At 55.8% G+C, this 23,725-nt stretch carries 25 protein-coding genes and 1 riboswitch; of the genes, 16 read left to right on the top strand and 9 right to left on the bottom strand.

The genetic code is table 11. From position 1 onward, the window contains the following. Window positions 1-60 precede the first annotated feature (60 nt). Window positions 61-489: a MerR family transcriptional regulator gene (locus CLV87_RS21945; RefSeq protein WP_058314123.1), complete on the top strand. Its 429-nt coding sequence runs from the start codon at window positions 61-63 to the stop codon at window positions 487-489. A 73-nt stretch (window positions 490-562) separates the two neighbouring features. On the opposite strand, the gene CLV87_RS21950 is transcribed toward CLV87_RS21945, so the two are convergent. After that, window positions 563-1,243, bottom strand: coding sequence for an energy-coupling factor ABC transporter permease (locus CLV87_RS21950; RefSeq protein ID WP_058314122.1), 681 nt, complete (start codon window positions 1,241-1,243; stop codon window positions 563-565). Between the two features lie 44 nt (window positions 1,244-1,287). Then, window positions 1,288-1,498, bottom strand: a riboswitch (cobalamin riboswitch). Between the two features lie 253 nt (window positions 1,499-1,751). Continuing rightward, window positions 1,752-3,227, bottom strand: a complete 1,476-nt coding sequence (locus CLV87_RS21955; RefSeq protein WP_058314121.1) for an alkaline phosphatase — start codon at window positions 3,225-3,227, stop codon at window positions 1,752-1,754. Window positions 3,228-3,388: 161 nt separating this feature from the next. On the opposite strand from CLV87_RS21955, the gene CLV87_RS21960 reads away from it, so the two are divergent. From CLV87_RS21960 to CLV87_RS21980, 5 genes are all read left to right on the top strand, one after another. Next, on the top strand, window positions 3,389-4,159 hold the full coding sequence (locus CLV87_RS21960; RefSeq protein ID WP_058314120.1) for a transglutaminase-like domain-containing protein: 771 nt from the start codon (window positions 3,389-3,391) through the stop codon (window positions 4,157-4,159). Then, entirely contained in the window at window positions 4,149-5,069 is a 921-nt protein-coding gene (locus CLV87_RS21965; RefSeq protein WP_099249511.1) for a cation diffusion facilitator family transporter, read from the top strand. Before CLV87_RS21960 ends, CLV87_RS21965 begins: the two co-directional genes overlap by 11 nt. After that, window positions 5,069-5,617 (top strand): methyltransferase family protein, encoded by a 549-nt coding sequence (locus tag CLV87_RS21970; protein WP_099249509.1) that lies wholly within the window; start codon window positions 5,069-5,071, stop codon window positions 5,615-5,617. The genes CLV87_RS21965 and CLV87_RS21970 overlap by 1 nt, the downstream gene beginning before the upstream one ends. A gap of 141 nt (window positions 5,618-5,758) precedes the next feature. Further along, entirely contained in the window at window positions 5,759-6,280 is a 522-nt protein-coding gene (locus CLV87_RS21975; protein WP_370399028.1) for a L,D-transpeptidase, read from the top strand. Window positions 6,281-6,722: 442 nt separating this feature from the next. After that, window positions 6,723-9,194 (top strand): penicillin acylase family protein, encoded by a 2,472-nt coding sequence (locus CLV87_RS21980; protein WP_099249507.1) that lies wholly within the window; start codon window positions 6,723-6,725, stop codon window positions 9,192-9,194. Between the two features lie 160 nt (window positions 9,195-9,354). Here CLV87_RS21980 and CLV87_RS21985 read toward each other — a convergent pair whose 3' ends face one another. The 6 genes from CLV87_RS21985 to CLV87_RS22010 all read right to left on the bottom strand — a co-directional run bounded on the left by CLV87_RS21985 (window position 9,355) and on the right by CLV87_RS22010 (window position 15,802). Next, entirely contained in the window at window positions 9,355-11,667 is a 2,313-nt protein-coding gene (locus tag CLV87_RS21985) for a heavy metal translocating P-type ATPase (protein WP_235872037.1), read from the bottom strand. A 168-nt stretch (window positions 11,668-11,835) separates the two neighbouring features. Then, on the bottom strand, window positions 11,836-12,396 hold the full coding sequence (petA, locus tag CLV87_RS21990; RefSeq protein ID WP_058314115.1) for a ubiquinol-cytochrome c reductase iron-sulfur subunit: 561 nt from the start codon (window positions 12,394-12,396) through the stop codon (window positions 11,836-11,838). An 84-nt stretch (window positions 12,397-12,480) separates the two neighbouring features. Next, window positions 12,481-13,125, bottom strand: coding sequence for a TVP38/TMEM64 family protein (locus CLV87_RS21995; RefSeq protein ID WP_235872020.1), 645 nt, complete (start codon window positions 13,123-13,125; stop codon window positions 12,481-12,483). 168 nt (window positions 13,126-13,293) lie between these two features. Then, entirely contained in the window at window positions 13,294-14,856 is a 1,563-nt protein-coding gene (locus CLV87_RS22000; protein ID WP_235872021.1) for a multicopper oxidase domain-containing protein, read from the bottom strand. Continuing rightward, the gene (locus CLV87_RS22005) at window positions 14,744-15,211 is read right to left on the bottom strand and encodes a rhodanese-like domain-containing protein (RefSeq protein WP_058314112.1); all 468 of its coding nucleotides are present in this window, start codon (window positions 15,209-15,211) and stop codon (window positions 14,744-14,746) included. The genes CLV87_RS22000 and CLV87_RS22005 overlap by 113 nt, the downstream gene beginning before the upstream one ends. 39 nt (window positions 15,212-15,250) lie before the next feature. Continuing rightward, window positions 15,251-15,802 (bottom strand): EF-hand domain-containing protein, encoded by a 552-nt coding sequence (locus CLV87_RS22010; protein ID WP_099249505.1) that lies wholly within the window; start codon window positions 15,800-15,802, stop codon window positions 15,251-15,253. Between the two features lie 208 nt (window positions 15,803-16,010). Between CLV87_RS22010 and CLV87_RS22015 the strand changes: the two genes are divergently transcribed. Genes CLV87_RS22015 through ccmI form a run of 4 tightly spaced genes read left to right on the top strand, consistent with a single transcriptional unit; the run spans window position 16,011 to window position 20,201 of the window. After that, window positions 16,011-18,011 carry a heme lyase CcmF/NrfE family subunit gene (locus CLV87_RS22015; RefSeq protein ID WP_058314156.1) on the top strand — a complete coding sequence of 667 codons (2,001 nt, stop codon included), beginning with the start codon at window positions 16,011-16,013 and terminating at the stop codon, window positions 18,009-18,011. Window positions 18,012-18,013: 2 nt separating this feature from the next. Next, window positions 18,014-18,580: a DsbE family thiol:disulfide interchange protein gene (locus tag CLV87_RS22020; protein WP_058314110.1), complete on the top strand. Its 567-nt coding sequence runs from the start codon at window positions 18,014-18,016 to the stop codon at window positions 18,578-18,580. Next, window positions 18,577-19,044, top strand: coding sequence for a cytochrome c-type biogenesis protein (locus CLV87_RS22025; RefSeq protein ID WP_058314109.1), 468 nt, complete (start codon window positions 18,577-18,579; stop codon window positions 19,042-19,044). Before CLV87_RS22020 ends, CLV87_RS22025 begins: the two co-directional genes overlap by 4 nt. Next, entirely contained in the window at window positions 19,044-20,201 is a 1,158-nt protein-coding gene (gene ccmI / locus CLV87_RS22030; RefSeq protein ID WP_058314108.1) for a c-type cytochrome biogenesis protein CcmI, read from the top strand. Before CLV87_RS22025 ends, ccmI begins: the two co-directional genes overlap by 1 nt. 25 nt (window positions 20,202-20,226) lie before the next feature. On the opposite strand, the gene CLV87_RS22035 is transcribed toward ccmI, so the two are convergent. Further along, a complete protein-coding gene (locus CLV87_RS22035; RefSeq protein ID WP_058314107.1) occupies window positions 20,227-20,640 on the bottom strand; it encodes a MerR family transcriptional regulator in 414 nt (137 codons plus the stop codon). Window positions 20,641-20,716: 76 nt separating this feature from the next. Between CLV87_RS22035 and CLV87_RS22040 the strand changes: the two genes are divergently transcribed. From CLV87_RS22040 to merA, 6 genes are all read left to right on the top strand, one after another. Continuing rightward, window positions 20,717-21,124 (top strand): mercuric transporter MerT family protein, encoded by a 408-nt coding sequence (locus CLV87_RS22040; RefSeq protein ID WP_235872022.1) that lies wholly within the window; start codon window positions 20,717-20,719, stop codon window positions 21,122-21,124. Between the two features lie 15 nt (window positions 21,125-21,139). Beyond that, complete coding sequence (locus CLV87_RS22045) at window positions 21,140-21,442, top strand: heavy-metal-associated domain-containing protein (RefSeq protein WP_055688104.1); 303 nt, start codon at window positions 21,140-21,142, stop codon at window positions 21,440-21,442. Between the two features lie 10 nt (window positions 21,443-21,452). Beyond that, window positions 21,453-21,704, top strand: a complete 252-nt coding sequence (locus tag CLV87_RS22050; protein ID WP_133840880.1) for a hypothetical protein — start codon at window positions 21,453-21,455, stop codon at window positions 21,702-21,704. Beyond that, window positions 21,701-21,871, top strand: coding sequence for a mercury resistance system transport protein MerF (gene merF, locus CLV87_RS24220; RefSeq protein ID WP_235872023.1), 171 nt, complete (start codon window positions 21,701-21,703; stop codon window positions 21,869-21,871). Before CLV87_RS22050 ends, merF begins: the two co-directional genes overlap by 4 nt. A 211-nt stretch (window positions 21,872-22,082) precedes the next feature. Continuing rightward, a complete protein-coding gene (locus tag CLV87_RS23995; RefSeq protein ID WP_153218051.1) occupies window positions 22,083-22,220 on the top strand; it encodes a hypothetical protein in 138 nt (45 codons plus the stop codon). A 1-nt stretch (window position 22,221) separates the two neighbouring features. Further along, window positions 22,222-23,652, top strand: coding sequence for a mercury(II) reductase (gene merA / locus CLV87_RS22060; protein WP_211317755.1), 1,431 nt, complete (start codon window positions 22,222-22,224; stop codon window positions 23,650-23,652). The last annotated feature ends 73 nt before the right edge of the window (window positions 23,653-23,725 follow it).

Here is a 23,725-nt window from a genome sequence, read left to right on the forward strand (position 1 = left end):
CAGTGCTGGCTTGCGCATGCCAATAGCTATAGCTACCAACACTATAGATATGGAGGTTGCATGCTGACAATTGGAAGCTTGGGAAAGAAGACCGGAACAAAAGTCCAAACCATTCGATACTATGAACAGATCGGCCTGATGCCCGAACCGGGTCGGACAGAAGGGGGGCAACGGCGTTACGGTGACGCCGAAGTCGATCGCTTGTCCTTTATTCGACACGCGCGCCAGTTGGGATTTCCGCTGGAGGCGATCCGCGAACTTCTCGATCTCAGTGACAATCCGGATCGATCTTGCCATGAGGCGGATTCCATCGCCCGGCGACAACTCAAACAAGTAGAACTAAGGATGGATCGGCTGAAAGCGCTTCGCACCGAGCTGAAGCGCATGATCCACGAATGCAGCGGAGGCAATACGGCGGACTGCAAGGTTCTCGAGGTCTTGCGCGATCACTCAGAGTGTCTGACCGACCACGATGCAATCGGCGCATAGTCGCGCCAATTGCTCGCATTCCAAAACGGTGTGTAAAACCACAATGGTCGGTCGTACTTGGTTACTAATTACCTTAGGCAGGTTGATAGAGCCGGGCGTGCGGAAGGCCTGTGTTCTCGAACCTCCGGAATGTCTTTGCCAAAGCCAGAGCACCAAGGTCAATGATAGGTTCAAGCAATACAACGATGATGTAGACTGAGGCGAATGCACCTGCATTTGCTAAGGTCTCTGCTGTAAATCCTTGCCCGTAGAATACCCAGAATGCCACCCATGCGACAATTCCACCTTGGAACACCGCAGATAGCTTCGCGGCTTGGCCATAGGTTACTTCAGTGTAAGGGGTGTCGGCCGGTATAATTCGTTGAGCCAATGCCGCCATCGCCAAAACTGGTAGAATGAGCGTAGTCAAGTTCATTCCCAACTGCGGAATGTCGGAAGGTGAAAACAGGAAGCTTTGCGCGACAAGACCAAAGATCAGACCAATAGCTGTTGGAACTGTGCCGAGGATCAGGAAAAGTGTGGTTCCAAGTATCAAATGTACTTCTGACACTCCAACAGGTGGATGCGGCAGAAATTCAAAGAATCCGAGCACCATCGCGCTTGCCGCAGCGGAGCGTCCGACCAAAGCTAAGATGTTACCGTTCTGCTTCACGTGATCAACAGCGAGCTTGGCGACAATTCCAACTGAGGCAACGCCAGTCGCGGTTCCCAGTACGAGTTTTGCGCCGTCCACGACGCCAGGTTCAATATGCATTAGTTCGTCCTTTCTGCACCCATCGTGCAAGATGCCTCCCTAGAGGCGTCACAGTGTACCTGGCAGGTTTCCTGACTCGCGCTTCATCGCGGCAATTTCCACCTTCCCGGATCTCTCCAGTGGTATTCGGAATGCAGCTAACGCTCACAGTTGCGTGGGCAGTCTCGGATCAGGACAGGACTTGATGTCCCTACCGCGTTCCCATTTACCCCGCCGCCGCAAATCGGCTTTGGGACCAAGTCCGAGCACCTGATATCCTCGGCCTGCATGAGTCAAGATGGTTTGTAGAATGCAGTTGGTGCGTAGTCGCTGTGGTGACCACATTTAGCCCTAGTATGATGCGAGATAACACAAAACTACTCCATCAAACAGCTAGTTACATCAACTCATCTTTTCAACTTTCCGAGAAAAACTAAGCCCAGGACGGATCTCCCTGGTCTTCATCCGAAAAAGCAAAACATCCCCAAGAGCGGAACTCTTGGGGATGTCGTGATCAGACCAAATCAGATTATTCGGCCGTCGCGGCATAGTTCATGATGTGAAAAATCATGTTCTGTTCAATTGTGCCATCGACAAGGTGTGCCCACGGGCCTTTGGCATAGGCGGCGACATCCTCACCCGAATGGGTTTCGGAGGACTTGGGAACCACCGCCTGCTGCAAATAGTCCAGGTCTGTCGCGGCCTCTTCGGTGAGCGCCGGACGCGTACCAAAGAAAGAACCATCCGCTTGTTCGGTCAGAACCGATCCCGCACCGTTCAGGTAGCCGGCGACGGTGAACGGCTTATTGTCGGCTCCCAATTCGGGCTCTCCGGTATGCGCCACGCCTTCGCCGTCGATGCCCATGCACAGGCCAAGGATGTCCGACCCACGCCCGCAATAACCATTGAAGGCAAGCGCATGTTCATGATCAGCCGTCACGATGATCAGGGTGTCGGCATCGTCCGTCAGTTCATCAGCGATCGCGACGGCGTCGGAGAACGCCTTTTGGTCACGTACCGCGCGTGCAAGGTTGCCGCCGTGGTTGGCATGGTCCACGCGACCCGCTTCGACCTGAAGAAAGAAGCCATTGTCCCCCGATTTTGCCTGAAGCGCCTGGATGGCCGCACCGGTCATGTCGGCCAGGCTGGGTTCGTCTTCGCGGTCAGCTTCGTACATCATGTGGCTGCTTTCAAACAACCCGAGGATCGGGGTCCCATCCAAAGGGGTGTTTTCGAAAGACGCCTGATCGGTCGCCAAATGAGCGCCTAGTTCGCTTTGGGCTACGTCCATCAGATTGACCCCGTCTTCGCGGCGCCCGCCTTCGTCACCATGAAAGTTGCGCATGCCGCCGCCCATGGCGACGTCGATCATCCCGGAACGCATGGCCTCGATCAGCTGCGTCGCAATGTCAGTCTGGGTGTCGCAACCTTCAGGCACTGACGCCTCGAAATTGCGGTCCACTGTCTTTGCGTAGGCCGAGGCCGGTGTCGCATGTGTGATGCGCGCTGTGGAGACAATGCCGGTTTCTTTTCCCATCTCACTCATAAGTTCGTTCATGGAGGAAACGGTATTGCCCGGCAGCGTCGAACAGTCGCCGCGGTTCACGTTTTCATTCACACCGATGATGCCTGCCTTGGTTTTGATCCCGGCCATCATGGCCGTGCCCGTGCCAGCGCTGTCCGGTGTCTGGGCGTTGACGTTGTAGGTCTTGACCAGAGCGAGGTTTGGAAAGGCCTCCTGGGGTTGAACATACTCATCACCAAAGCCGCCCTCTTGCTGGCCTGCAAACAGACGCGATGCGTAGTTTGTACCAACGCCGTTGCCGTCAGAGATCATCAAAATGATGTTGAGAGCCCTGTTAGTATTGGGCTGCTTTGCCAGTTCTTCGGCCAGACGCTCCTGTCCGGATACGAACCATTCGTTTTCGGCCTGAGGCAGGTCTTGTGCTGTCGCCATGCCTGATACCGCGATAGCAAGGGCAGATACCGCTGTTAATGTCTTCATTCTTTCGCTCCAGTAACGAGGGTTGGGTCTGGGTCGAAAATGCTACTTTTTCGCATCAGATTTGTGACAGCGTGTTGGAATCGTCGCGAGAATATTTAAGCTTGAACCTACAGTCACTATAGCAATTACATGTTGCGTCAGACGATTCGAGGAGATGACAGTTGACCGCCAGTGACCCGCTTGTTGCAGCCACCCCAATCCTTAATTTCGACCATCCGTCGATTGCACGACTGGTTGAAGACAAAGGATGGAAAACTCTTTCGCCATATGACCGGATCGGCGCCGTTTATGATTTCGTGCGCAATGAAATTGCCTTCGGGTACAACCGCGCAGACAACATCTCGGCCGCCGAAGTCCTCGCTGACGGTTTTGGTCAATGCAACACCAAGGGCACGCTTCTTATGGCCCTGTTGCGTGCAGTCGGTGTACGGTGCCGCCTTCACGGCTTCACGATTCATAAAGAGCTGCAACGGGGCGTCGTACCTGAACTCGTTTATCCGATCGCCCCGGAAGAGATCATTCACTCATGGGTTGAGGTGGAGACCAAGACGGGTTGGGCAAACCTCGAAGGGTTCATTCTGGATTCAGAGTTTCTCTCGGCACTCCAATCCACATTTTCCGATACACTCAGCCTCTGCGGTTATGGGGCAGGGACCGGTTGCCTGCAGGCGCCGCCAGTGGAGTGGACAGGTGGCGACACCTACATCCAGAAGACTGGTATTGTTCAGGACTTCGGCACCTTCGACGCGCCTGACGACTTTTACGCGAACCATGGGCAATCGTTCAGCTTCGTAAAGGGCTTGTTGTACCGCCACATCATCCGCCATTGGATGAATGCCCGCGTGCGCCGGATCAGGTCCGGTAAAGTGCCGCAAATCCCCGGCTTGGCTTTGCCCAATCATCAGCACGAGGAATCCCGGCATGCCTCATGATCACGGCCACGCGCATATAGATCCTGCGTCAGGCGACCGCCGTGTCTCCATCGCGATCTGGGCCAACGCTCTTCTGACGCTTGCGCAGATTGTCGGTGGGATCTTGTCCGGCAGTCTCGCGCTCATTGCCGATGCGCTGCACAATTTCTCGGACATGGCATCCTTGGTGATCGCCTTCGCGGCACGAAAGATCGCGAGACGCCCGGCCGACGAGCGCATGACCTTCGGCTATGGCCGGATCGAAGTTGTGGCCGCCTTGATCAACTACACCACCCTCATCCTCGTCGGCGTCTATCTGATCTACGAGGGCGGGATGCGGCTCATCGAACCGACCGAAGTCGCCGGTTGGACTGTGGTGATTTTGGGCTCAGTGGCGCTGGTCGTGGACACGCTGACAGCGCTACTGACGTATTCGATGCAAAAGGGCAGCGTGAACATCCGAGCTCTCTTCCTTCACAACCTTTCGGACGCACTAGCCTCTGTTGCTGTGATCATCGGCGGCTCACTCATCCTGCTCTATGACATGTGGTGGGTCGATCCTGCGATCACCATCGGCATCGCGCTCTACATCCTTTACCTCGCTCTAACTGAAATCGGCGGCCCCGTTCGCATCCTGATGCTGGGAAGTCCACCTGACCTCGACAATGACGCGGTTGTTGCCGCAATCAGAGACGTCGACGGGGTCCATGACGTCCACCACGTTCATCTGTGGCAGATGCAAGAGAACGAGACGGCACTGGATTGCCATATAGTGACCATTGATGGCGCATCCGGCGAAGGGCTCAAGGCTGCCGTGAAAGCGCGCCTCACCGAAGAGTTCGGCATCCAGCACTCCACGCTCGAATTGGAAGATCGGAAGAATGCTCACAAAGGCGCTCAACTTTATGGACATCAAGAGGCCGGAACGTGATGGAAAGCACCCTGATTTTCGTGGGTTTGGGAATTGCTGCAGCCACGCTTGGCTCGATCCTTTGGTCGATCGTTTACCCAGAACGTCGTATCTGGCCGCCCCAACGTTACACGGCGATCACGCCAATTTTGGTCTGGGTGCCAACGTTTTCGTTGTTTGGCGTACTCATTTTGCTTGGCGTCTTGGGGTGGGGCATTTTGGTGCTTCCCAACTGGCTTCGGTTCGGGGTCGGGATACCTCTCATTCTGTTTGGCAATTTTGTCGTCTGGACTGAAGTCGCTCATTTCGGGTTAGCGCAAACTGGCGGAGCTAAAGGCACGTTGAGGACTACCGGCATGTATCGCTACTCTCGAAACCCTCAGTACATGGCCGATATGGCAATTGTCGGTGGGTGGATGATCCTTACATCTTCACCCTCGGCGCTCACTGTAGGAACAGCCGCCATCCTTGTTCTGATAGCCGCGCCATTCGCAGAAGAGTCGTGGCTAAAGGAACTGTACGGTTCTGAATTTGAAGAGTATCGGGCTTCAACCCGCCGCTTTCTCTAAATCGCTTCACAAAAATGTCATTCCCGGATCGCTTGACCCTCTAGCTACTAGAGGTCTTACGACTCAAAAAAATGGAGGAAAGCTGTGAGCAGAATAATTAAGAACCGCAGGCAGTTTCTATCAACAACAGCCGCCGCCGTCATCGGACTTCCGGCCTTGGTAAAGGCCCAGTCTGTGGAGCAACCGACCGGAACGGCGGTACGCAGGAATATCTCGTCCTTCAGCGCTCAGCCATGGCAAGACCACTTTGACAATCTCGAGCATGGGGCGATCCTCTGCGACATCAATTCAAGAGCCGTTCAGTTCTGGTCTGAGGACGAAAGTATTTACAAGCTCTACCCGTCGAGCGTACCTCAATCAGAAGAGCTGACCCGGCGGGGATACACAAGGGTCGTTCAAAAAGTGGAAGGTCCGAGTTGGAGACCGACACCTTCGATGAAGGAGCGTAATCCTGAATGGCCTGACTACTGGCCACCGGGCCCGGACAACCCTCTCGGCACACACGCGCTCTATCTTTCCTGGCAATATTACCGTGTCCACGGGACCGGCGACACACGCAAGATCGGGCGTCAGTCTTCCAATGGGTGCATTGGGCTGTACAACGAGCATATCGCAGAGTTGTTCGATCTGGCGGAAGTCGGCACCCAAGTCAGACTCTTTTAGTTCACTGATTGCCCCGTGATAGCAGCGGGCGACTTGGCCGCCAATCTCAAGTGTATTGCAAAGATCTTATGCACTGCGAAACAGCCAAGGGTTCATGATAGAAACTGCCGTGGATCGACGTTGCTCTACCTCTTTCTTGGAGGCAGAAGTTGATGCAAGGTGACAGCGACGGGACGACAACCATATTCACTATTTGGCATCACATGGGCGGCTTTTGTATTCGCTGTGATTTTGGCTCTGTTTTGTGTCTTTTGGATCTGCAAGCGATGGAAAGACCGAAACCGGAAGTAATCGCCATATTGAACTCGCCAGCCGACGCCCGATCTTCAAGACGGAGCTGTGACCTCGCGTATAAAAAGAACTGGAAGTCGACCTTTTTCGGTACGCGCTTTACTGAAAGGACGAATGTTCTGCGAAGCTACCGTCAGCGGGCATGGTACGGATGAGACGTCTATTCCGACTTTTGCTTAGAGGGTTCATCGCCGCAGCAATCATAACAATAGTTGCGACCGCGTTGGCGATTTGGCTGATGACTCGATCAATTCCAGACTACACGGCAAGTTTCAATGTTGAGGGTCTATCGGCACCGGTCGATATCGTGAGAGACGCTTACGCAGTTCCACACATTTTTGGAACGAACGACCCCGATGTCTTTTTTGGGCTTGGAGTCGCTCACGCGCAAGACAGGCTGTGGCAAATGACCCTTCTGAGAAGAATTGCCCAAGGACGCTTGTCTGAACTCTTCGGACGAAGCACTTTGGCCTATGACGATTTCATGCGCAGACTTGATCTGGCCGAGGCCGCTCGTTCTTCGCTTTCCGCCCAGGACGACAAAACGCGTGAAGCTCTCAACGCCTATGCGGAAGGGGTGAATGCGTGGATTGAGGAAATCAACAAAGGTGCGTTGGGGCGAGGTGCACCAGAATTCTTTCTGTTTGAAAGCTCCATCGCGCCATGGAGACCAGAGGACAGCATCGCAATTCTCAAGCTTTTTGCTTTACAGAGCTCGGGTCAATTCCAAGAAGAGGTTTTGAGGGCTCGCCTCTCTATGCTCCTTCCTCCCGCACGCGTTTCTGATCTTCTCCCGGCGTCATTTGCCAATGATGATCGCAACATACCAAGGTACTTTGACCAGTTTCCGAATGCTCGTCTCGGCGCCATCCGATTTGAACCCGCTGAACTGAGCAGATTGTCGCCTCTTAGAAGTCCCAATCTCAATTCGTCGATGCTTGCCTGGGCTGCCACCCGCAACCGAACCGTTTCAGGCAACGCGGTAGTTGCCGGTATTTTCGACACTCAGCTGGCCATACCTTCGCTCTGGTACCTCGCTGGGTTGGAGCTTCAAGTCGGTGGCGTCATCGGTGCGACAATACCTGGGTTGCCGGTCATACTGTCAGGTCGTAACAGCAGTCTGGCATGGTCTGGAACCACATCAAACATCGACGACCAGGATCTTTTTATTGAGAAGCTACTCGACACAGGCTCTCGTGAGGTACTGACACCGGCGGGACCCCGGCCAATCGTTTCGCGCCCCTCCGTTATACGCATTCGGGGCGAAGCGCCCGTGACTATTCGCTTGGAGCGAAGCGAAAACGGTCCGATCGTTCAATCTGACTTGTTCGGTTTATCGTCGGTCATTCCAGAAGGGCACATTGCCTCTCTGGCATGGACCGGCCTGTCCACAAATGACACTTCCATAAGTGCGCTCATGGGTTTGATGACTGCAAAGAGTACAGATCAAGGGTTCTTGGCAATGCGATCCTTCATCGCACCCGCTATGAAGATGATCATTGCAGACGAGGAAAATCTCGCAAGTCAGTTTGTTGGCGTCCAACCAATTCGAGATCCTCGAAATGCGTTTGCGGGGTCTATGCCAGCACCTGGATGGCTGTCGGAAAGCCGCTGGCTTGAGACTGGCCCAGGTGACACCTCGGAGGACGCCGAGTTATCCGATCCAAACTCCCAGACACAAATTGATCGCGACATAGACAATCAAGCGCCCTCTCCCGAATTTGTTTGGGCAGACGGACGAAGCTTTAGGTTAGGTCGCCTTACGAGGCTGCTTGAGGCGCGCGACGTCCACACCCGGGACGGTTTCGTTGAGTATCAGAAAGACACTATCAGTCCGGCCGCAAGGGGCCTGTTGCCACTCATCGCCAAGAACTTGTGGTTTTCAGAACCACCCGCGCCCCAAGGAACTCTTGCCCGACGGCGTGCCGAAGCTCTGCAAATGCTGGCAGATTGGAACGGCGACATGAACGAGCACATGGCGGAACCCCTGATCTATACCGCTTGGATGCGCGCCCTCCAGCAACGGTTGATAAACGACGAGTTGAGCAAAATGGCTGAGGGATTGCCTGTCATTCAGACACTTTTTCTCGAGCGCGTGTTCCGCGATGTCGATGGTGCCTCAATCTGGTGCGACGTAGTTCAATCGGAAGAAATCGAGACCTGTGATCAGATCGCTAGCCTCGCGCTCGACGATTCACTGTTATGGCTCGAAGAAACATTTGGGCGTGGCGATTTGAGTACTTTGAGGTGGGGAGATGCCCATCAAACCGCACTTGATCATCCTATCCTGAGTTGGTCTCGAGGTTTCAGTTTCATGTCAAACATTCGACTTCCGTTCTCAGGCGGCGACACCACTCTTTTCCTTGGATTTTCTGCGGGTGCATCCGAGGACCCGTTCCAAGCTGATTTTGGATCGACTTTCCGTGGGGTCTATGACCTTTCTGATCCAAACAGTTCGGTATACATAGCATCAACCGGACAGTCGGGCCATTTTCTCAGCCGCTTTTACGATGATCTTGGTCGATTGTGGCGGCGTGGAGAGTATGTCCCTATGTATCTTGAGCGACAACTCGTGAATGCCGGGTCGGTGGGAACGACAAGTCTGCTGCCACAGCGCAACTGAATGAAATGAAGGCAATCCGGCTTTCCTGCACCACAGATACTTAGAGCTATTGTGCCGCACAATGGCAATCTGGACCATGAAGGCGGGATTGGACCTGTCCTTCTTGAGTTGCGGCTTGGTGGAAAGCTCAAGAATCTGATGACAATTTCGCATACAGGGGTCAAAGTTCGGCACGCCGCAATCGAAGCGCATTCGCAATGACCGATACTGACGACAGGCTCATGGCTGCGGCAGCGATCATTGGCGAAAGAAGCAACCCGAAAATGGGGTAGAGAATGCCAGCCGCGACAGGAACACCTGCAGTGTTATAGGCAAACGCAAAAAATAGGTTCTGTTTGATATTTCGAACCGTTGCTTTTGCGAGCCTGCGGGCTCTGACAATGCCTACCAGATCGCCTCCCAATAGTGTGATGCCAGCGCTTTCGACGGCAACGTCGGCACCGGTACCCATCGCAATCCCGACATCGGCAGCCGCTAGGGCAGGCGCATCGTTTACGCCATCTCCGGCCATGGCAATCTGGGCGCCTTCATGCCTCAAGTTTTCCACCAGGGCTTTCTTGTCTTCCGGCAAAACCCCTGCATGAACTTCATCTATTCCAAGCTTCAAAGCGACGGCTTCCGCCGTCTTTTGATTGTCACCAGTCGCCATGATGACCCTGAGCCCGAGGCGATGAAGATCGTCAATGGCACCGGCCGTGGTTTCTTTGATCGGGTCAGCGACTGCCACGATCCCGGCGAACCTACCATCGACTGCTATGAACATGGCAGTCTTTCCAGAAGCCCTGAGGTCATTTGCAGCATGTTCAGCAACCGAATGGTCCACATTGATTTCGTCCATCAGTGCTGGATTTCCGAGAGCGACATCATGGCCGTCAACTTGACCTCTGACACCTTTGCCAGTGATAGCCTCGAAGTTTGTTGCTTCAAAAAGCGACAGGCCTTGCTCTCGTGCACCCTCCACAATCGCCTCCGCAAGGGGGTGCTCTGAGCCTCGTTCTAAGGCTGCAACAAGGGTAAGAACATCATTTTCAGAGTGCCCACCCGTGACCACCAAATCTGTGAGCTTCGGACGCCCTTGGGTGAGGGTGCCAGTCTTATCAACAATGACCGTATCGACGCGCGCCATCCGCTCCAGTGCCTCTGCATCCTTGATCAAGACACCTGCTTGTGCCCCGCGGCCCGCAGCTGTGGTGATCGAGATCGGTGTTGCGAGACCCAATGCGCAAGGGCAGGCGATAATAAGTACAGAGACCGCAGCTGTTATCGCAAATGCAAGTGCTGGATCTGGCCCGAACATGAGCCAAACGATGAATGATGTGACCGCAATGAGAACGACCGTTGGCACGAATACTGACGACACACGATCTGCTAGTCCCTGAATTGGCGCGCGCGACCGTTTCGCTCCAGCGACCATATCCACGATCTGAGAAAGGACTGTGTCCGCCCCGACTTGTGTGGCCCTCACCATCAATGTGCCGTTTTTGTTGATTGTCCCGCCCGTGACCCGGTCCCCTTGTGTTTTTTCAACGGGAAGCGGCTCTCCAGTAATCATGCTTTCGTCGATTGATGAACGCCCCTCAAGCACGTCAGCGTCCACTGGGATGCTGTCACCGGGTCGCACGCGTAACGTATCGCCAGCAATGATATGCTCCAGCGGTGCGTCGTATTCGGTCCCGTCCGGCATGATACGGCGGGCTGTTTTCGGTGCGAGATCAAGCAAGGCGCGGATTGCATCACCCGTTCGTTCCCGTGCACGCAATTCAAGCACCTGACCGACAAAGATCAATGTGACGATCACAACTGCGGCTTCGTAATAAGTCCCGACGCCTTCGCCGGTTTGGTACGCCGCAGGAAAAATTCCAGGCAAGAAGGTCGCGGCAAGCGAATAGGTGTAGGCGGCTCCGACCCCGAGCGCGATCAGCGTCCACATGTTTGGGGATAGAGTCCTTATGGAATCCCACCCCCTTTTGAAGAACGGGAGCGCGGCCCAGAGAATGATCGGCGTTGCGAGGAGGAATTCGATGTAGACTGCAGTCTGATGACCGATCCACGCGCGCACGGGCAGACCGACCAGTTCGCCCATAGTCAAGATGACCAGCGGAACTGCGGCTGCCGCGCTGATCCACATGCGCTTCGTGAAATCGGAGAGTTCTTCGGACGGCTCATCCGAAGGGAGCATTGGCTCAAGCGCCATACCACAAATCGGGCACGCGCCGGGCTCGTCCCTGAGGATTTCGGGATGCATCGGGCACGTCCATTGAGTACTTACCTCGCTATGCGTTTGCGCCTTTTGCGCATGTCCCGAGGCGTAGTAATATGGGTCGCTGCGAAACTTCGTTTCACAGTTCTCTGAACAAAAATGGAAGGTCTCCGCTCCAAATTCAGTATTCCGGGGATTTTCGTTGACCTCAACGGTCATGCCACACACCGGATCGATCACTGTCGTGGCGTTCGAAGCGGTCGCGGCCTGCATGGTGTTGTGGTGTTGATCTTGATCCGTGCTCATCGTCTCAATCCTTGATATTCAAGACGATCAGACAACTAGCTCCTCCAGTAGCTGGAAGGTCAAGGCAGACTCAACCTGCATATGTAACAATTCGTATCGGGTTCGAGATTTTTCGGTCTCCGCCCGTGAAACCCGCTAGCCCAGTGTCAATATCATACCTTCCGAAACCGATAATGTGGGAATGTGAAGGTTCTCTGGTGCCGGCCCTTTCCGGATACGTCCCGCAGTATCGTAGTGGGATCCATGACACGGACAGAACCAGCCGCCAAAGTCGCCGGCACCATCACCGAGGGGCACACAACCGAGATGTGTGCAAACACCAATCATAACCAGGAAATTCTCATGTCCGGGCAGTGCTCTATTTTCATCTGTGGCCGGATCTTCACCACGAATATTTGGATTTCGAGCCACTGCATCGGGCAATGACAACACGTCCTCGGAGCGCGCCTGAGCGATCTCTTCTTCATTTCGGTGGCGGATAAAGACCGGTTTGCCCCGCCAACTTACTGTCAGTTGTGTTCCAGGCTCTACATCCGAAATGTCGACCCGGATGCTTGAGAGAGCCCGAACATCTGCAGATGGATTCATTTGATTGATCAAAGGCCAAACTGCCGAGCCAGTGGCAACTGCTCCCGCTCCGGCAGTCGCATAGTAAAGAAAATCCCGGCGATGCTGTTCGGTTTGCAACTCTGTCATGATTCGACTGTAGGGGCTTCCTGCGTGGGAAGGTCAATGTTGAGCAAGGCGGGTGAAGGAGTTGCTCTAGTCGGTAATCCAAACTCAGGAAGCTTTGTTTCGGCCGGAGGGGCGCAAAATCGCCACCAGAATCAACGGTGTTGCTGTCATCACTCCGAGACCAACGATGACCCACTCAGCGGCGTCGAAACTCCCTGACATCGCTTCTGCTCCAATATGCGCGAGCAGGAAGCTCGCAGGAAGAATTCCGGCGAGTGTTGCAATTAAAAAACGCCAAAGGTGAAGGCGGCTAAGGCCCGCAGCATAGCTCATTGCATCAAACGAGATGAAGGGCAAAAGACGGGAAGCAAACACCGTCAAAGTAAGCAAATTTTGAGACCCGAGCAAACCATAAGCGGCCTTGTTACCTAGCCATCGCTCGACGTAGACGCGCCCTAGGTAACGCGCGATGATGAACGCGGACAATGCACCCAGTTCCGACCCGATGGCTACATAGATGGCTCCTTCCATGTGGCCATAGGCAACTCCGCTTACAAGGGCGATCGGGGCACTGGGAATGGGGCTTGCAACGATTGATCCCATCATCAGCAAAACAATGAGAAGTGGCCCCCAAGGACCGGCACCATCAATCCAGCCCTCGACGGTTTCCCGGGTTATGTTCGGCCAATAATCCAAGGCCCACATGCCAGTGAGCAGCGCCGCAAGCACTGCGATCAGAACTAGTCCCAAGTGACGGGGATGCGTGTTACCCGATCGCATAGAGCGCCACGAAAACCGCTACAACGTCGACGTGAAAAGGACGCCCGATGTTCGATCCATTATCCATTTTGATCCCTCAATAAAGGCCAAGCACAACTGTCATGGTTCCAGCGAGTAGAGGGTCAAGCACATTCTTCATCATGAGACACTGAATTGTCCCATCATGCCGCCGTCTTCATGTTCAAGAATGTGACAATGATACATATACGGTGCCGACGATGGCGCCGGTTTTTCGAACGTTATCGCCAGTTCAACCTCGCCAGCCACGAGAACGGTGTCTTTCCAGCCCCTGTTCTCTGCCCGCGGCTGGCGTCCGTTGTCGGACAAGACTTGAAAGCGCACCCCATGAATATGGAACGGGTGCATCATCATGTCGCCGCGGACAATCCAGCGCTCGGTGCTGTTGAGCTTGGTAGAGAAATTGAGGGCGTTTTGATCATAGGGCGCGCCATTGATTGAAAACTGATTGCCGGAGCGGGACATCATCATGCCCATTCCCATCGACATGTCTAGAGTTAGACGCCGAACTGGGATATTGTTGGAAGAAAGGTCAGGCAACGGGCCATCCATGGCATCGGGCAGGGTGTCGATACGGACGGGGAGGGTTGTATCGACGGCGAAGTGCAGCACCGTAAAACGACCGCCAGAACCACTTCCCATCATTCCACCCATGGCGGAGTTTGCAATATCGTCGGACACCAGGACGCTGTCCCTGCCATCCGTGAAATCAATGAGAACTTCGACCCTTTCTCCTGGCGCAAGCACCATCCGAGTGAGTGCAACCGGTCGATCCAGGAATCCGCCATCCGTCGCCACGAGGTGAAGTGGCCGATCGTCGGCCAAGGACAGTCGGTAAATCCGCGCATTCGAACCGTTAACAAGACGGCACCGCACGACCCCCTTGGGAACCGCAGCTGAGGCTCCTGCCTGCCCGTTCACGAGCATTGTGTCACCTCGAAAACCATTCATCGATTGATGCATGCCGACATCGTATGTCATGCGACCGCGCCAATTAAATTGACGGTCCTGCAGCACGAGGGTCAAGTCATCAACCGCATAGGTGGACGGCAGACCACGTTCATCGTCTTCCCCATCGGTAACATGCAGAACACCTGCCAGTCCGAACATGACCTGTCGGGCTGTCGAACCGTGCACATGGCTGTGGTACCATGCTGTTGCTGGAGGCTGATCAAGGTTGAGTACCGGGTCCCATGATCGTCCGGGCGCGATGGCCTGATGCGGCCCACCATCGAAGGGGCCTGGAACAAGCAACCCGTGCCAATGCGACGAGACGGGTTCGTCCAGAGTGTTTTGCACCTCGGCCAAAGTCTCTGCATCGGTCAAAAGCCGGATCGTTGGTCCAAGATAGCCTTGGTTGTAACCGATGGTTTCGGTCGCGGAACTGCCGCGAAATCGGGTCGCGCCAGATTGAGCTTTCAGCTGAAATCGTCGCGATGTTGTTGCATCCAGAAGCTCTGGGTATTCAAGCTTCCGCCCTGTGCCGGATAGCGCAGCAGATGGCAGCACAGCGGCGGCTCCGAAACCTGCGGCATATCCAATTGCTTCACGGCGGTTCAAGAGGCGCACGTCAGGCCAAGCCTTCCGGAAGGGCCGCCAGGGCAGCTTCCATGCTGACAACCGGATGGCCGGCTGCAATCCAACCTTGCCCGGCGGCAGATCCCAGCATTCCTTCGGATACATCAACAAAGTCACTATACCCAGCTTGCTGGAGACTCCGCATCACACTTCCTGACCGACCACCAGTTGCACAAATGAGGGCGACAGGCCGGCCTTCAGCCATTGCACGGGCTGAAAAAAGCCGCTCGGGGAACCGGTCTTCGTGCATGCTGATCGGCCAGGCTCCTTCAGCAATCCCGGTGTCGGCCCATTCCGGCCGCGAACGGACGTCGATCATCCGGACGCGATCTTGCCGCAGCGCATTATACGCGGAGTCAGATGACCAAATCTTGGCTGTCTGTGCGACGGCTAAAGTTGGTGAGACGGCTGCAGCGATCAAGGCTAATCCGACCGTGCGACGTGTCAGATCGGATGGCATCGGAGGCCTCCTTTGGAATAGGCAGGCCTGAGGCTTTGTTTATTCATTGTCGCTACCATGGTGATCGGCAGATCCGGACGCATCCGACGTTGTTTGCATGTCGCCCATCCGTGTACCGGCGGCGTCCATTTCTTGCTGAGTGATCTGACCATCGGCATCCGCGTCCAGATGCTGGAATCGGTCAACCATGCGGTCGCGAACGACACTCATGTGCAAGGTCTCGAATTCCTCGAGGGTCAGCGCACCGTCGGCGTCGGAATCAAATTCTCGCAACTTCACGCCCATGTGTGCGCGCATGTTCTGAGGATCACCGCTGGGCATCATCATGGCCATCATATCACGATCCATCATACCCATCATACCGCCGCGGCCACCCATCCTGGATGCGTGCATCTTCATCATGTTCTGCATCATGGACATCATGTCCCCACTCATCATACCAGTTTGCGCGGCACCATCGCCCATTGTCATGTTGGACATTGCGCCCGTATCAGGCTGAGTTTCGCCGCCGACATGCGAATCCGCAAACGCAGCTTGCGATATGCCAAAGGTAGTCAGCACGCAAAGTGCAAAAATGCTTCTATTTGCCATCGGTCTTTCCTTTCCAACTTACTCTCGAAACATCGTTATTATGTCGGATCAGATAAAGACCGGGGGAGGGGGTGTTTTGTAATGATATGTCACAGGGCTCTTTGTTACAAACGGTGACAAAGCAACCCCTGACGGTCTGCAGGCCGACTTGATAGGAATGGTACGAACCGCACAAAGCGGTGAGTTCATCGAAGGGGTGGATGATCAGATGACACCTGAAGTTGGTCATTTCGCGCTGGCCTTGGCCTTAGCTCTGGCGCTTGTTCAAAGTGTATTGCCAATCCTCGGTGCCAAACGTGGGAATATTCTTTGGATGCAATCGGCCCGATGGTCCGCGTTTGGACAGGTGCTCTTCGTCACCGTTGCATTCCTTGCGCTCATGCAGGCATTCATAACCAGCGACTTTACGGTCAAGAATGTTGTTGAGAATTCGAATTCACTCAAACCGATGTTGTATAAGGTGGCGGGCACATGGGGCAGCCATGAAGGCTCGCTTTTGCTCTGGACACTCATTTTGACGGTTTTCGGGGCTGCTGTTGCTTTGTTTGGATCCAATATTCCGCAAGCACTGAAGGCGCGAACGCTGTCGGTGCAGGCATGGATCAGTGTCGGCTTTCTGACCTTCATGCTGTTTACGTCCAACCCTTTTGATCGCGTCTTCCCGCCACCCAGCGACGGCCAAGACCTTAACCCGCTGCTGCAGGATGTTGGCCTCGCGATGCATCCACCGCTCCTTTATTTTGGATATGTCGGGTTTTCGATTGTTTTCTCTTTTGCCGTTGCAGCCCTTATCGAAGGACGGGTGGATGCCGCCTGGGCGCGGTGGGTGCGTCCGTGGACACTGGCCGCCTGGATGAGCCTGACCGCGGGCATCGCCTTGGGGTCTTGGTGGGCCTATTACGAGCTTGGCTGGGGCGGCTGGTGGTTCTGGGATCCTGTCGAAAACGTCAGTTTCATGCCCTGGCTGATGGGCACGGCACTGCTGCATTCCGCAATCGTGACGGAAAAAAGAGACGCCTTCAAAAGCTGGACAATTCTCCTCGCGATCCTGACCTTTTCCCTGTCCCTCTTGGGAACATTTGTCGTCAGGTCGGGGCTGCTGACCTCTGTGCATGCATTTGCGGTTGATCCCGAAAGAGGCCTCTACATTCTGGGACTGCTGGCGGTGTCAATCGGTGGCTCGCTCGCGCTATTTGCATGGCGCGCGCCGATGATGGAACCGGGTGGGCTGTTCAAACCGATCAGCCGTGAAGCGGGCCTGTTGGTAAACAATCTGATTCTGACAACGGCCACTGGCGTCGTCCTTTTTGGTACATTGTACCCTCTGTTCTACGAAGCAATGACAGGCGGCGAAAAACTGTCGGTAGGCCCGCCATTTTTCAATGCTGCGTTCATTCCGGTCATGTTGCCGCTTGTCTTTGCAATGGGGTGTGGACCCTTCTTGTCGTGGAAGCGCGCGGATTTGCCGGGCGTCCTGCAACGTCTGCGCTTTGTCGCCCTTCTTGCCGTTCTGGGGACGCTTGCGGTCTGGTATTTGGCGGAAGGTGGCCCGGTGTTGGGCTATCTGTCTCTGATGCTCGCCTTTTGGCTGTTCATGGCGACGGTGCGGGAATGGACGATGCGGATCAAGCTGTTTGAGGGCCCGGTTTCAACATCCTGGCGCCGGGCTTCAAATCTGCCCAGATCTGCGCATGGCATGACGTTGGCTCACGCAGGTCTTGCTGTTGCCATGTTCGGATTCATTGGCTCAACAGTTTGGAAATCCGAGGAAATTATGTTTGTCCAGCCCGGCGCTGACATCAGTATCGGCGGGTTTGATGTAAGGTTCAACGGAGTCGAACGGGTGCGTGGGCCCAATTACTTTGCGGATCGCGGTGAATTGACCGTTTCGAGGGATGGAAAATACTTGACCGATCTCTTCCCGGAGCGGCGGACTTACCCGGTTGCTCAAAGCACCACGACCGAGAGCGCGATACGCTCCACACTGGCAGGAGATCTCTATACGTCCATCGCGAACCCGGCCTCGGAGGACGCCAGTACACAAGGCGCATGGACTCTTCGAATTCTGTATGAACCGTTGGTCAATTTCATCTGGATCGGGTCTGCGATGCTTGTTCTAGGCGGCGGTCTTTCGCTGTCGGATCGTCGGCTGCGCGTCGGTGCACCTCGTCGCAAAGCAGCTGTGACCGCTCGGGTTCCGGCAGAGTAACGATGGGACGTATACTGGCATTCATCCCGCTTACGATCGCGGCGGTATTTGGCGGGTTCTTCCTATGGGGGCTGAACCCCGATCGGGATCCAAACAACATTCCATCTGTTTTGATCTCCCAGCCTGCGCCCCAGTTCGATCTGGCTGCCATTGAGGGGCTGGAGACGCCCGGCTTGTCCCGCGCCGATCTCGTGGATAACGCCGGACCGGTCATCGTGAATGTGTTTGCTTCGTGGTGCGTACCCTGCCGGGCGGAGCATGGCATACTGACCCAAATGGTCGAAAAAGATGGGCTGAGGCTGTTCGGTATCAACTACAAGGACAAGCCGGAAGATGCGACAAAATGGCTGGCGGAGCTTGGCAATCCCTATGAAAAGATTGGCTCAGACTTGAGTGGAAGGGCTGGCATTGAATGGGGCCTGTCGGGCGTACCCGAGACGTTCATTGTCGGACCCGATGGAACTGTGTTGTTCAGATACGTCGGGCCTGTTGTTGGTGATGAAGCCATTGCTAGGTTCAGAGAGGCGCTCGAACAGGCAGGCGCATTGCCGAGGGGGCAGAACGGATGAGGCATGTGATCATCGCGCTTTTTTTGCTTCTTCCGGTGATGGCCTTTGCCGTCGAGCCGGACGAGATGTTGCAGGATCTGGTGCTTGAAGAGCGCGCGCGGGTGATTTCAAAGGAACTGCGCTGCGTCGTCTGTCAAAATCAGGATATCGACAGCTCCAATGCTGGCGTTGCGCGGGATTTGCGGATTTTGGTGCGTGAAAGGTTGGTCGCTGGCGACAGCGATGAAGAGGTCATCGCGTTTATTCATGCGCGCTATGGCGACTACGTTCTGATGCGCCCGCCTTTCAATGCCTCCACCCTGGCCCTTTGGTTGGCGCCCTTTGTTTTGGCTGTCGTTTCTCTCCTGGCGGGCTGGGCGATCATTTTGAAAAGCCGGCGCAAAGGCGTCGTGGCGGATTTTTCCGAAGTTGAGGAAGCCGAGATTGCGCGTTTCATCGACATTAACACTCCAAAGGACAATTGATGATCTGGTTGGTTTTTGCCGCACTGTCCACAATTGGACTGCTCTTTGTGGGACTACCGCTCCGACGCCGGTCAGAAATGACGTCGGACATGGCGGATACAACCCCCGCCGTTCTCTTGGACCAATTGGATGAGGTCAAACGGGACCTTGAGCGCGGTGTCATTTCTGGCGCAGAAGCCACCGCGGCAGAACAGGAGATCAAGAGACGGATTCTCATGCAGTCGCGCAAGACTGCTCAGGCGACCAAGGAACTGACATCGGGTGGTCGCTTTGCCATTGTTCTGAGTGCTATGTTCGTTCCGGCCTTCGCATTCGGTTACTACGCGGTCATGGGATCACCGGAGATACCCGGCATTGCATTTTCCGAGCGGACAGCTGAACGTCAAGAGACGGCGAAAGTCGCAGATTTGACAAATCAGCTTTATGATCGGCTCACGACTGATCCCTCCGGAGGACCGTCAGAAGGCTGGATGCTTCTGGGACAAACCTATTCCAGAATGGGTCGGTTCGCAGATGCTGCCGAGGCCTTCGGGATTGTCGCCAAACGACCAGAAGCCACTTCGGCCGTTTTCTCCATGCTTGCAGAGGCCCTTATCTCGGCAGAGCAAGGTGTTGTGACACCGGCTGCGGTGACCGCAATCGAGCATGCGATGGAACTGGACCCGTCCAATCCCGCGGCGGTCTTCTACAAGGCAGTCGCATTGAGACAGAAGGGCGACATCGCGCAGGCACATGACTTGCTGATAAGACGACTGAACAACGCGGACAGTTTCTATCCCTGGATGGAAAGCTTTGTTGCTGAAGCAAACCGAATTGGCGCCGAGATCAGCAGAGCTCCGATCTCACTGGCTGATTTTGCACCGTTGGTCAGTGCACCCGGGCCTTCTCAGGAAGATATAGAAGACGCTCTAGACCTGACCGTGGAGGAGAGACAGGCGTTCATCATGTCGATGGTTGAACGGCTGGCTGCGCGTCTTGAAGATGAGCCGGATGACTTTGACGGGTGGATGCGGCTTGGCAACGCTTTCTCCGTCTTGGGTGATAGGGAACAGGCAATCGCCGCACTTGAACGTGCTGAAGTACTGTTATCAGTAGCTCCGCAAAACGATCCGCGGCGGCAAACTCTACAAGAGGCACTGGCCAGGATGCGCCAATAGCATCTTTCCAGACCTGTTTTCGTGCTCATGCATCGAAAAGCGCATCAATGATGGCACAGTCGGGTGCCGCATCGCCCGTGCAGCGCGCGACGGTTTCTGATAAGACGCGTTCTATCCGTGTCAGATCGGCTATTTTTGCGCGCACTTCTCCGAGATGTACTTCGGCCATGGCTTGGACTTCGGCGCAAGTCTGGATCCGATTATCAACCAAGCCCAGCAACCCGCGAACCTCTTCTAGCGAGAAACCGAGAGCTCGGGACCGCATGACGAACTTCAATCGTCGTACATGGGTATCATCGTAGCTTCGATAGCCCTTCGTACTGCGCGGCGGGTCCGGCATGATGCCGATTTTCTCATAATAGCGAATGGTTTCCGGGTTGCAGCCCGTCGCTCGTGCCAAATCACCCCGCCGAATTGAACTCACGCTTGTGTTACTCATTTCGCAAAAAAACCCCTTGAGCCTGTATCAACTACAGACCCTAGAACGGTGGAAACATCTGTTCAAGGAAGATTCGATGGAACAACATTTGGCAGAACTGCCGCAATCTCAGTCGCAGAAAACTGGCGACGAAACCACCAAGGGATGGGGCGTGACCGGCCTCGGCGTCCTCGGTGCGCTGGCGATGACTTCTTGCTGCATCCTTCCATTGGTGCTGGTCAGCTTTGGCGTGACAGGCGTGTTCATCGCGCAGCTCGGGGCGCTCTATGCCTACAAATGGTACACCTTCGCGCTGAGCGCCGCGTTTTTGGGATACGGCTTCTACAAGGCTTACAAGCCTGTAGATGCCGAGGCCTGTGCCGATGGCACCTGCGCCCGCCCCATCGACCGCCGCATCATGCGCGCAACCCTCTGGGCCGCTTCCGCGATTGTCGCTGTCGCCATGATCTTTCCCTACATCACCCCCTTCATCCTGAAATTCTGAACGAGGACAATGACCATGAAGCATCTTCTGCTATCCGCCCTGACCATCGCCGCCCTCTCGACTCCGGCCCTCGCTGAAGAGCGCCAGGTCGAGATCGCCGTCAGCGAACTGACATGCCCGTCCTGTTCATTCATCGTCGCCAGCTCGATGCGTGGTGTTCCGTCGGTCGAGATCGCCGCATTCGAGGACGGCCCCGAATACGGGCAGGGGGTTTACAGCGTGACCTACGATGACGCCGAAACTTCCATCGAAAGCATCATCGGCGCGGTGACAGCCAATGGCTATCCGGCGCAGGTGCTGCCCGACACAGCCTCCTGAGCCGCCTGCAATGCGTGACAATCTGATGGGTGGGCTGTTGGCCTTCGGAATATCAGCTCCGGTCGCGGTCGTCTGCTGCGGCGGCGGAACTGCCGTGCTTGCGGCCTTGTTCGGCGGGGTTGGTGCGTGGCTTTCCGGGGTAAACGGCATTGCCGTGCTGGTTTTGGCGGGTCTGACCTACCTGATCGTCCGCGCACTGCGTTGTTCACACATGAAACGGTCCTCCGGCCCCGACCCATCACAAAGAAAGATGGCCCCTTGACTGACACACCTGGAAATCCCGACCGCCTGCTGAAATGGGGGCTTGGCGGTGCGATCTTCGCCGCGCTCTGCTGCTTTACGCCGCTTTTGGTCGTCATCGTCGCTGGCGTCGGATTGTCGGCCCTCACGGGTTGGCTCGATTACGCGCTGTTCCCGCTGCTTTTTTAAGCCTCGCCGTGGTGGCACAGGCCCTTTGGCTTCGCGCTGGCAAGCCGGGACCGGCCCCGAAACTTTGGGCCACCGGCCTCGCGGTGGCCCTGTCGATCCTGATCATTCTTCTCGAATTCAGGTTCGCAATACGGATCACAATCGGCGTTTTCGCCGCCACAGCACTCTACGCGGTTCTGCTGAACCGTGCGCAAAAGAAAGGAACGCTCTCATGATGATGGGATGTTGCACCGCCACCGGTATGTTCTTCGGTCTTCTCGGCATGCTCACACCGCTGATCGCAATCGGCGCGGTCATTTATCTGTTCGCTGCCAAATCGAACAACCCCGAGTATGGTGAGGCGCGCTGAGATGAAAGACCTGAACAAAAACGACGATGGACAGGGCGGCTATGACCTGATCGTCCTCGGGGCCGGATCGGCGGGGTTCTCCGCCGCAATTACCGGCGCGGATGCCGGAAAGCGCGTCGCTCTCGTGGGACATGGCACCATCGGCGGAACCTGCGTCAACGTGGGATGCGTGCCGTCCAAGGCGATGATCCGCGCGGCAGAGGCCGTGCACGGTGCGGGAGCTGCCAAACGGTTCCCCGGTCTATCAGGCCACGCGCAAGTCGATGACTGGCAGACGCTCGTTCAGTCCAAGGACGATCTGGTCGAGACCCTGCGCCAGAAGAAATACGCGGACCTTCTGCCGGAATATGAGGGTGTCGATTACATCGACGCCGGTCCCGCGCGGCTGATCGAAGGTGGCGTGACAGTCGGTGAGCGAACCCTGAAAGCACCGAGGACCATCATCGCCACGGGCGGGCGTCCCGTCCTGCCGACCATCGACGGCATCGAGGAAATCGGCGCGCTCGACAGCACCAGTCTTCTGGAGCTCGAAGTACTGCCGAAAAGCCTGATCTTCATCGGCGCGGGTTACATCGGCGCGGAACTGGCCCAGATGATGAGCCGCATGGGCGTGAAGGTCACGCTTGTTGCCCGTTCGCATCTGTTGCCCGGCGCGGAACCAGAGGTCTCGGAGGCATTGGCGGCGGCGTTCGAGGCCGAAGGCATCACCCTTCTGACCGGGTTAAGCTACGACACTGTGCGCCGCGACGACGCGGGCGTGACACTGCGCGTGATCCAGAACGGAAAGCCTGTCGAAGTGACGGCGGATCACCTCGTTTCGACCGCTGGCAGGCGGGCCAATACCGAAGATATGGGCCTGGACGCAATCGGCGTGGAAACCGACGCGCGTGGGTCCATCGTCGTCGGCGAGGACATGCAGACATCGGTGCCCGGCATCTATGCTGCGGGCGATGTGACCAACCGTGACCAGTTCGTCTATATGGCGGCCTATGGTGCAAAGCTCGCAGCCAAAAACGCAGTGCTTGGTGAGGACCATCGTTACGACAACGCCGCGATGCCCTGGGTTGTGTTTTCCGACCCGCAGGTCGCGGGCGTCGGTCCCAGTGAAACCCAGGCTCGGGACGCGGGCTTCGACGTCAAGACGTCCATCGTGCCGCTCGATCAAGTGCCGCGCGCGCTGGCCGCACGCGACACGCGCGGATTGATCAAGCTGGTGGCGGACAGAAAGACCGACCGGCTGCTTGGTGGCCAGATCATCGCGCCCGAGGGGTCCGATACGATCCAGACCCTCGTCATGGCGCTGAAGTTCGGCATGACAACAAAGGCGCTCGGCGAGACGATCTTCCCGTATCTGACGACCGTGGAAGGGCTGAAGTTGGCGGCGCAAACCTTCGACATGGACGTGGCGAAGCTGAGCTGCTGCGCGGGATGACAGATCGGCAAAAAAACTGGAGGCTCTGGCAACCACTACAGCGTGTTGCAAGATGCCTTAATTGAAAGCAAAC

Origin of the sequence: Pelagimonas phthalicica (assembly GCF_004364805.1) — a bacterium.
Lineage (GTDB): Bacteria > Pseudomonadota > Alphaproteobacteria > Rhodobacterales > Rhodobacteraceae > Pelagimonas > Pelagimonas phthalicica.

Coding starts and splice junctions, on each gene's coding strand:
- CLV87_RS22005 (WP_058314112.1), bottom strand. CDS start 15,211: ATGCCATCCGATCTGACACGTCGCACGGTCGGATTAGCCTTGATCGCT.
- CLV87_RS22015 (WP_058314156.1), top strand. CDS start 16,011: ATGACACCTGAAGTTGGTCATTTCGCGCTGGCCTTGGCCTTAGCTCTG.
- CLV87_RS21950 (WP_058314122.1), bottom strand. CDS start 1,243: ATGCATATTGAACCTGGCGTCGTGGACGGCGCAAAACTCGTACTGGGA.
- CLV87_RS21955 (WP_058314121.1), bottom strand. CDS start 3,227: ATGAAGACATTAACAGCGGTATCTGCCCTTGCTATCGCGGTATCAGGC.
- CLV87_RS21980 (WP_099249507.1), top strand. CDS start 6,723: ATGAGACGTCTATTCCGACTTTTGCTTAGAGGGTTCATCGCCGCAGCA.
- CLV87_RS22040 (WP_235872022.1), top strand. CDS start 20,717: ATGGAACAACATTTGGCAGAACTGCCGCAATCTCAGTCGCAGAAAACT.
- CLV87_RS21945 (WP_058314123.1), top strand. CDS start 61: ATGCTGACAATTGGAAGCTTGGGAAAGAAGACCGGAACAAAAGTCCAA.
- CLV87_RS22010 (WP_099249505.1), bottom strand. CDS start 15,802: ATGGCAAATAGAAGCATTTTTGCACTTTGCGTGCTGACTACCTTTGGC.
- merA (WP_211317755.1), top strand. CDS start 22,222: ATGAAAGACCTGAACAAAAACGACGATGGACAGGGCGGCTATGACCTG.
- CLV87_RS21985 (WP_235872037.1), bottom strand. CDS start 11,667: ATGCAGGCCGCGACCGCTTCGAACGCCACGACAGTGATCGATCCGGTG.
- petA (WP_058314115.1), bottom strand. CDS start 12,396: ATGACAGAGTTGCAAACCGAACAGCATCGCCGGGATTTTCTTTACTAT.
- CLV87_RS22025 (WP_058314109.1), top strand. CDS start 18,577: ATGAGGCATGTGATCATCGCGCTTTTTTTGCTTCTTCCGGTGATGGCC.
- CLV87_RS21965 (WP_099249511.1), top strand. CDS start 4,149: ATGCCTCATGATCACGGCCACGCGCATATAGATCCTGCGTCAGGCGAC.
- CLV87_RS22045 (WP_055688104.1), top strand. CDS start 21,140: ATGAAGCATCTTCTGCTATCCGCCCTGACCATCGCCGCCCTCTCGACT.
- CLV87_RS23995 (WP_153218051.1), top strand. CDS start 22,083: ATGATGATGGGATGTTGCACCGCCACCGGTATGTTCTTCGGTCTTCTC.
- CLV87_RS22020 (WP_058314110.1), top strand. CDS start 18,014: ATGGGACGTATACTGGCATTCATCCCGCTTACGATCGCGGCGGTATTT.
- CLV87_RS22000 (WP_235872021.1), bottom strand. CDS start 14,856: ATGTATCCGAAGGAATGCTGGGATCTGCCGCCGGGCAAGGTTGGATTG.
- ccmI (WP_058314108.1), top strand. CDS start 19,044: ATGATCTGGTTGGTTTTTGCCGCACTGTCCACAATTGGACTGCTCTTT.
- CLV87_RS22035 (WP_058314107.1), bottom strand. CDS start 20,640: ATGAGTAACACAAGCGTGAGTTCAATTCGGCGGGGTGATTTGGCACGA.
- CLV87_RS21970 (WP_099249509.1), top strand. CDS start 5,069: ATGGAAAGCACCCTGATTTTCGTGGGTTTGGGAATTGCTGCAGCCACG.
- CLV87_RS22050 (WP_133840880.1), top strand. CDS start 21,453: ATGCGTGACAATCTGATGGGTGGGCTGTTGGCCTTCGGAATATCAGCT.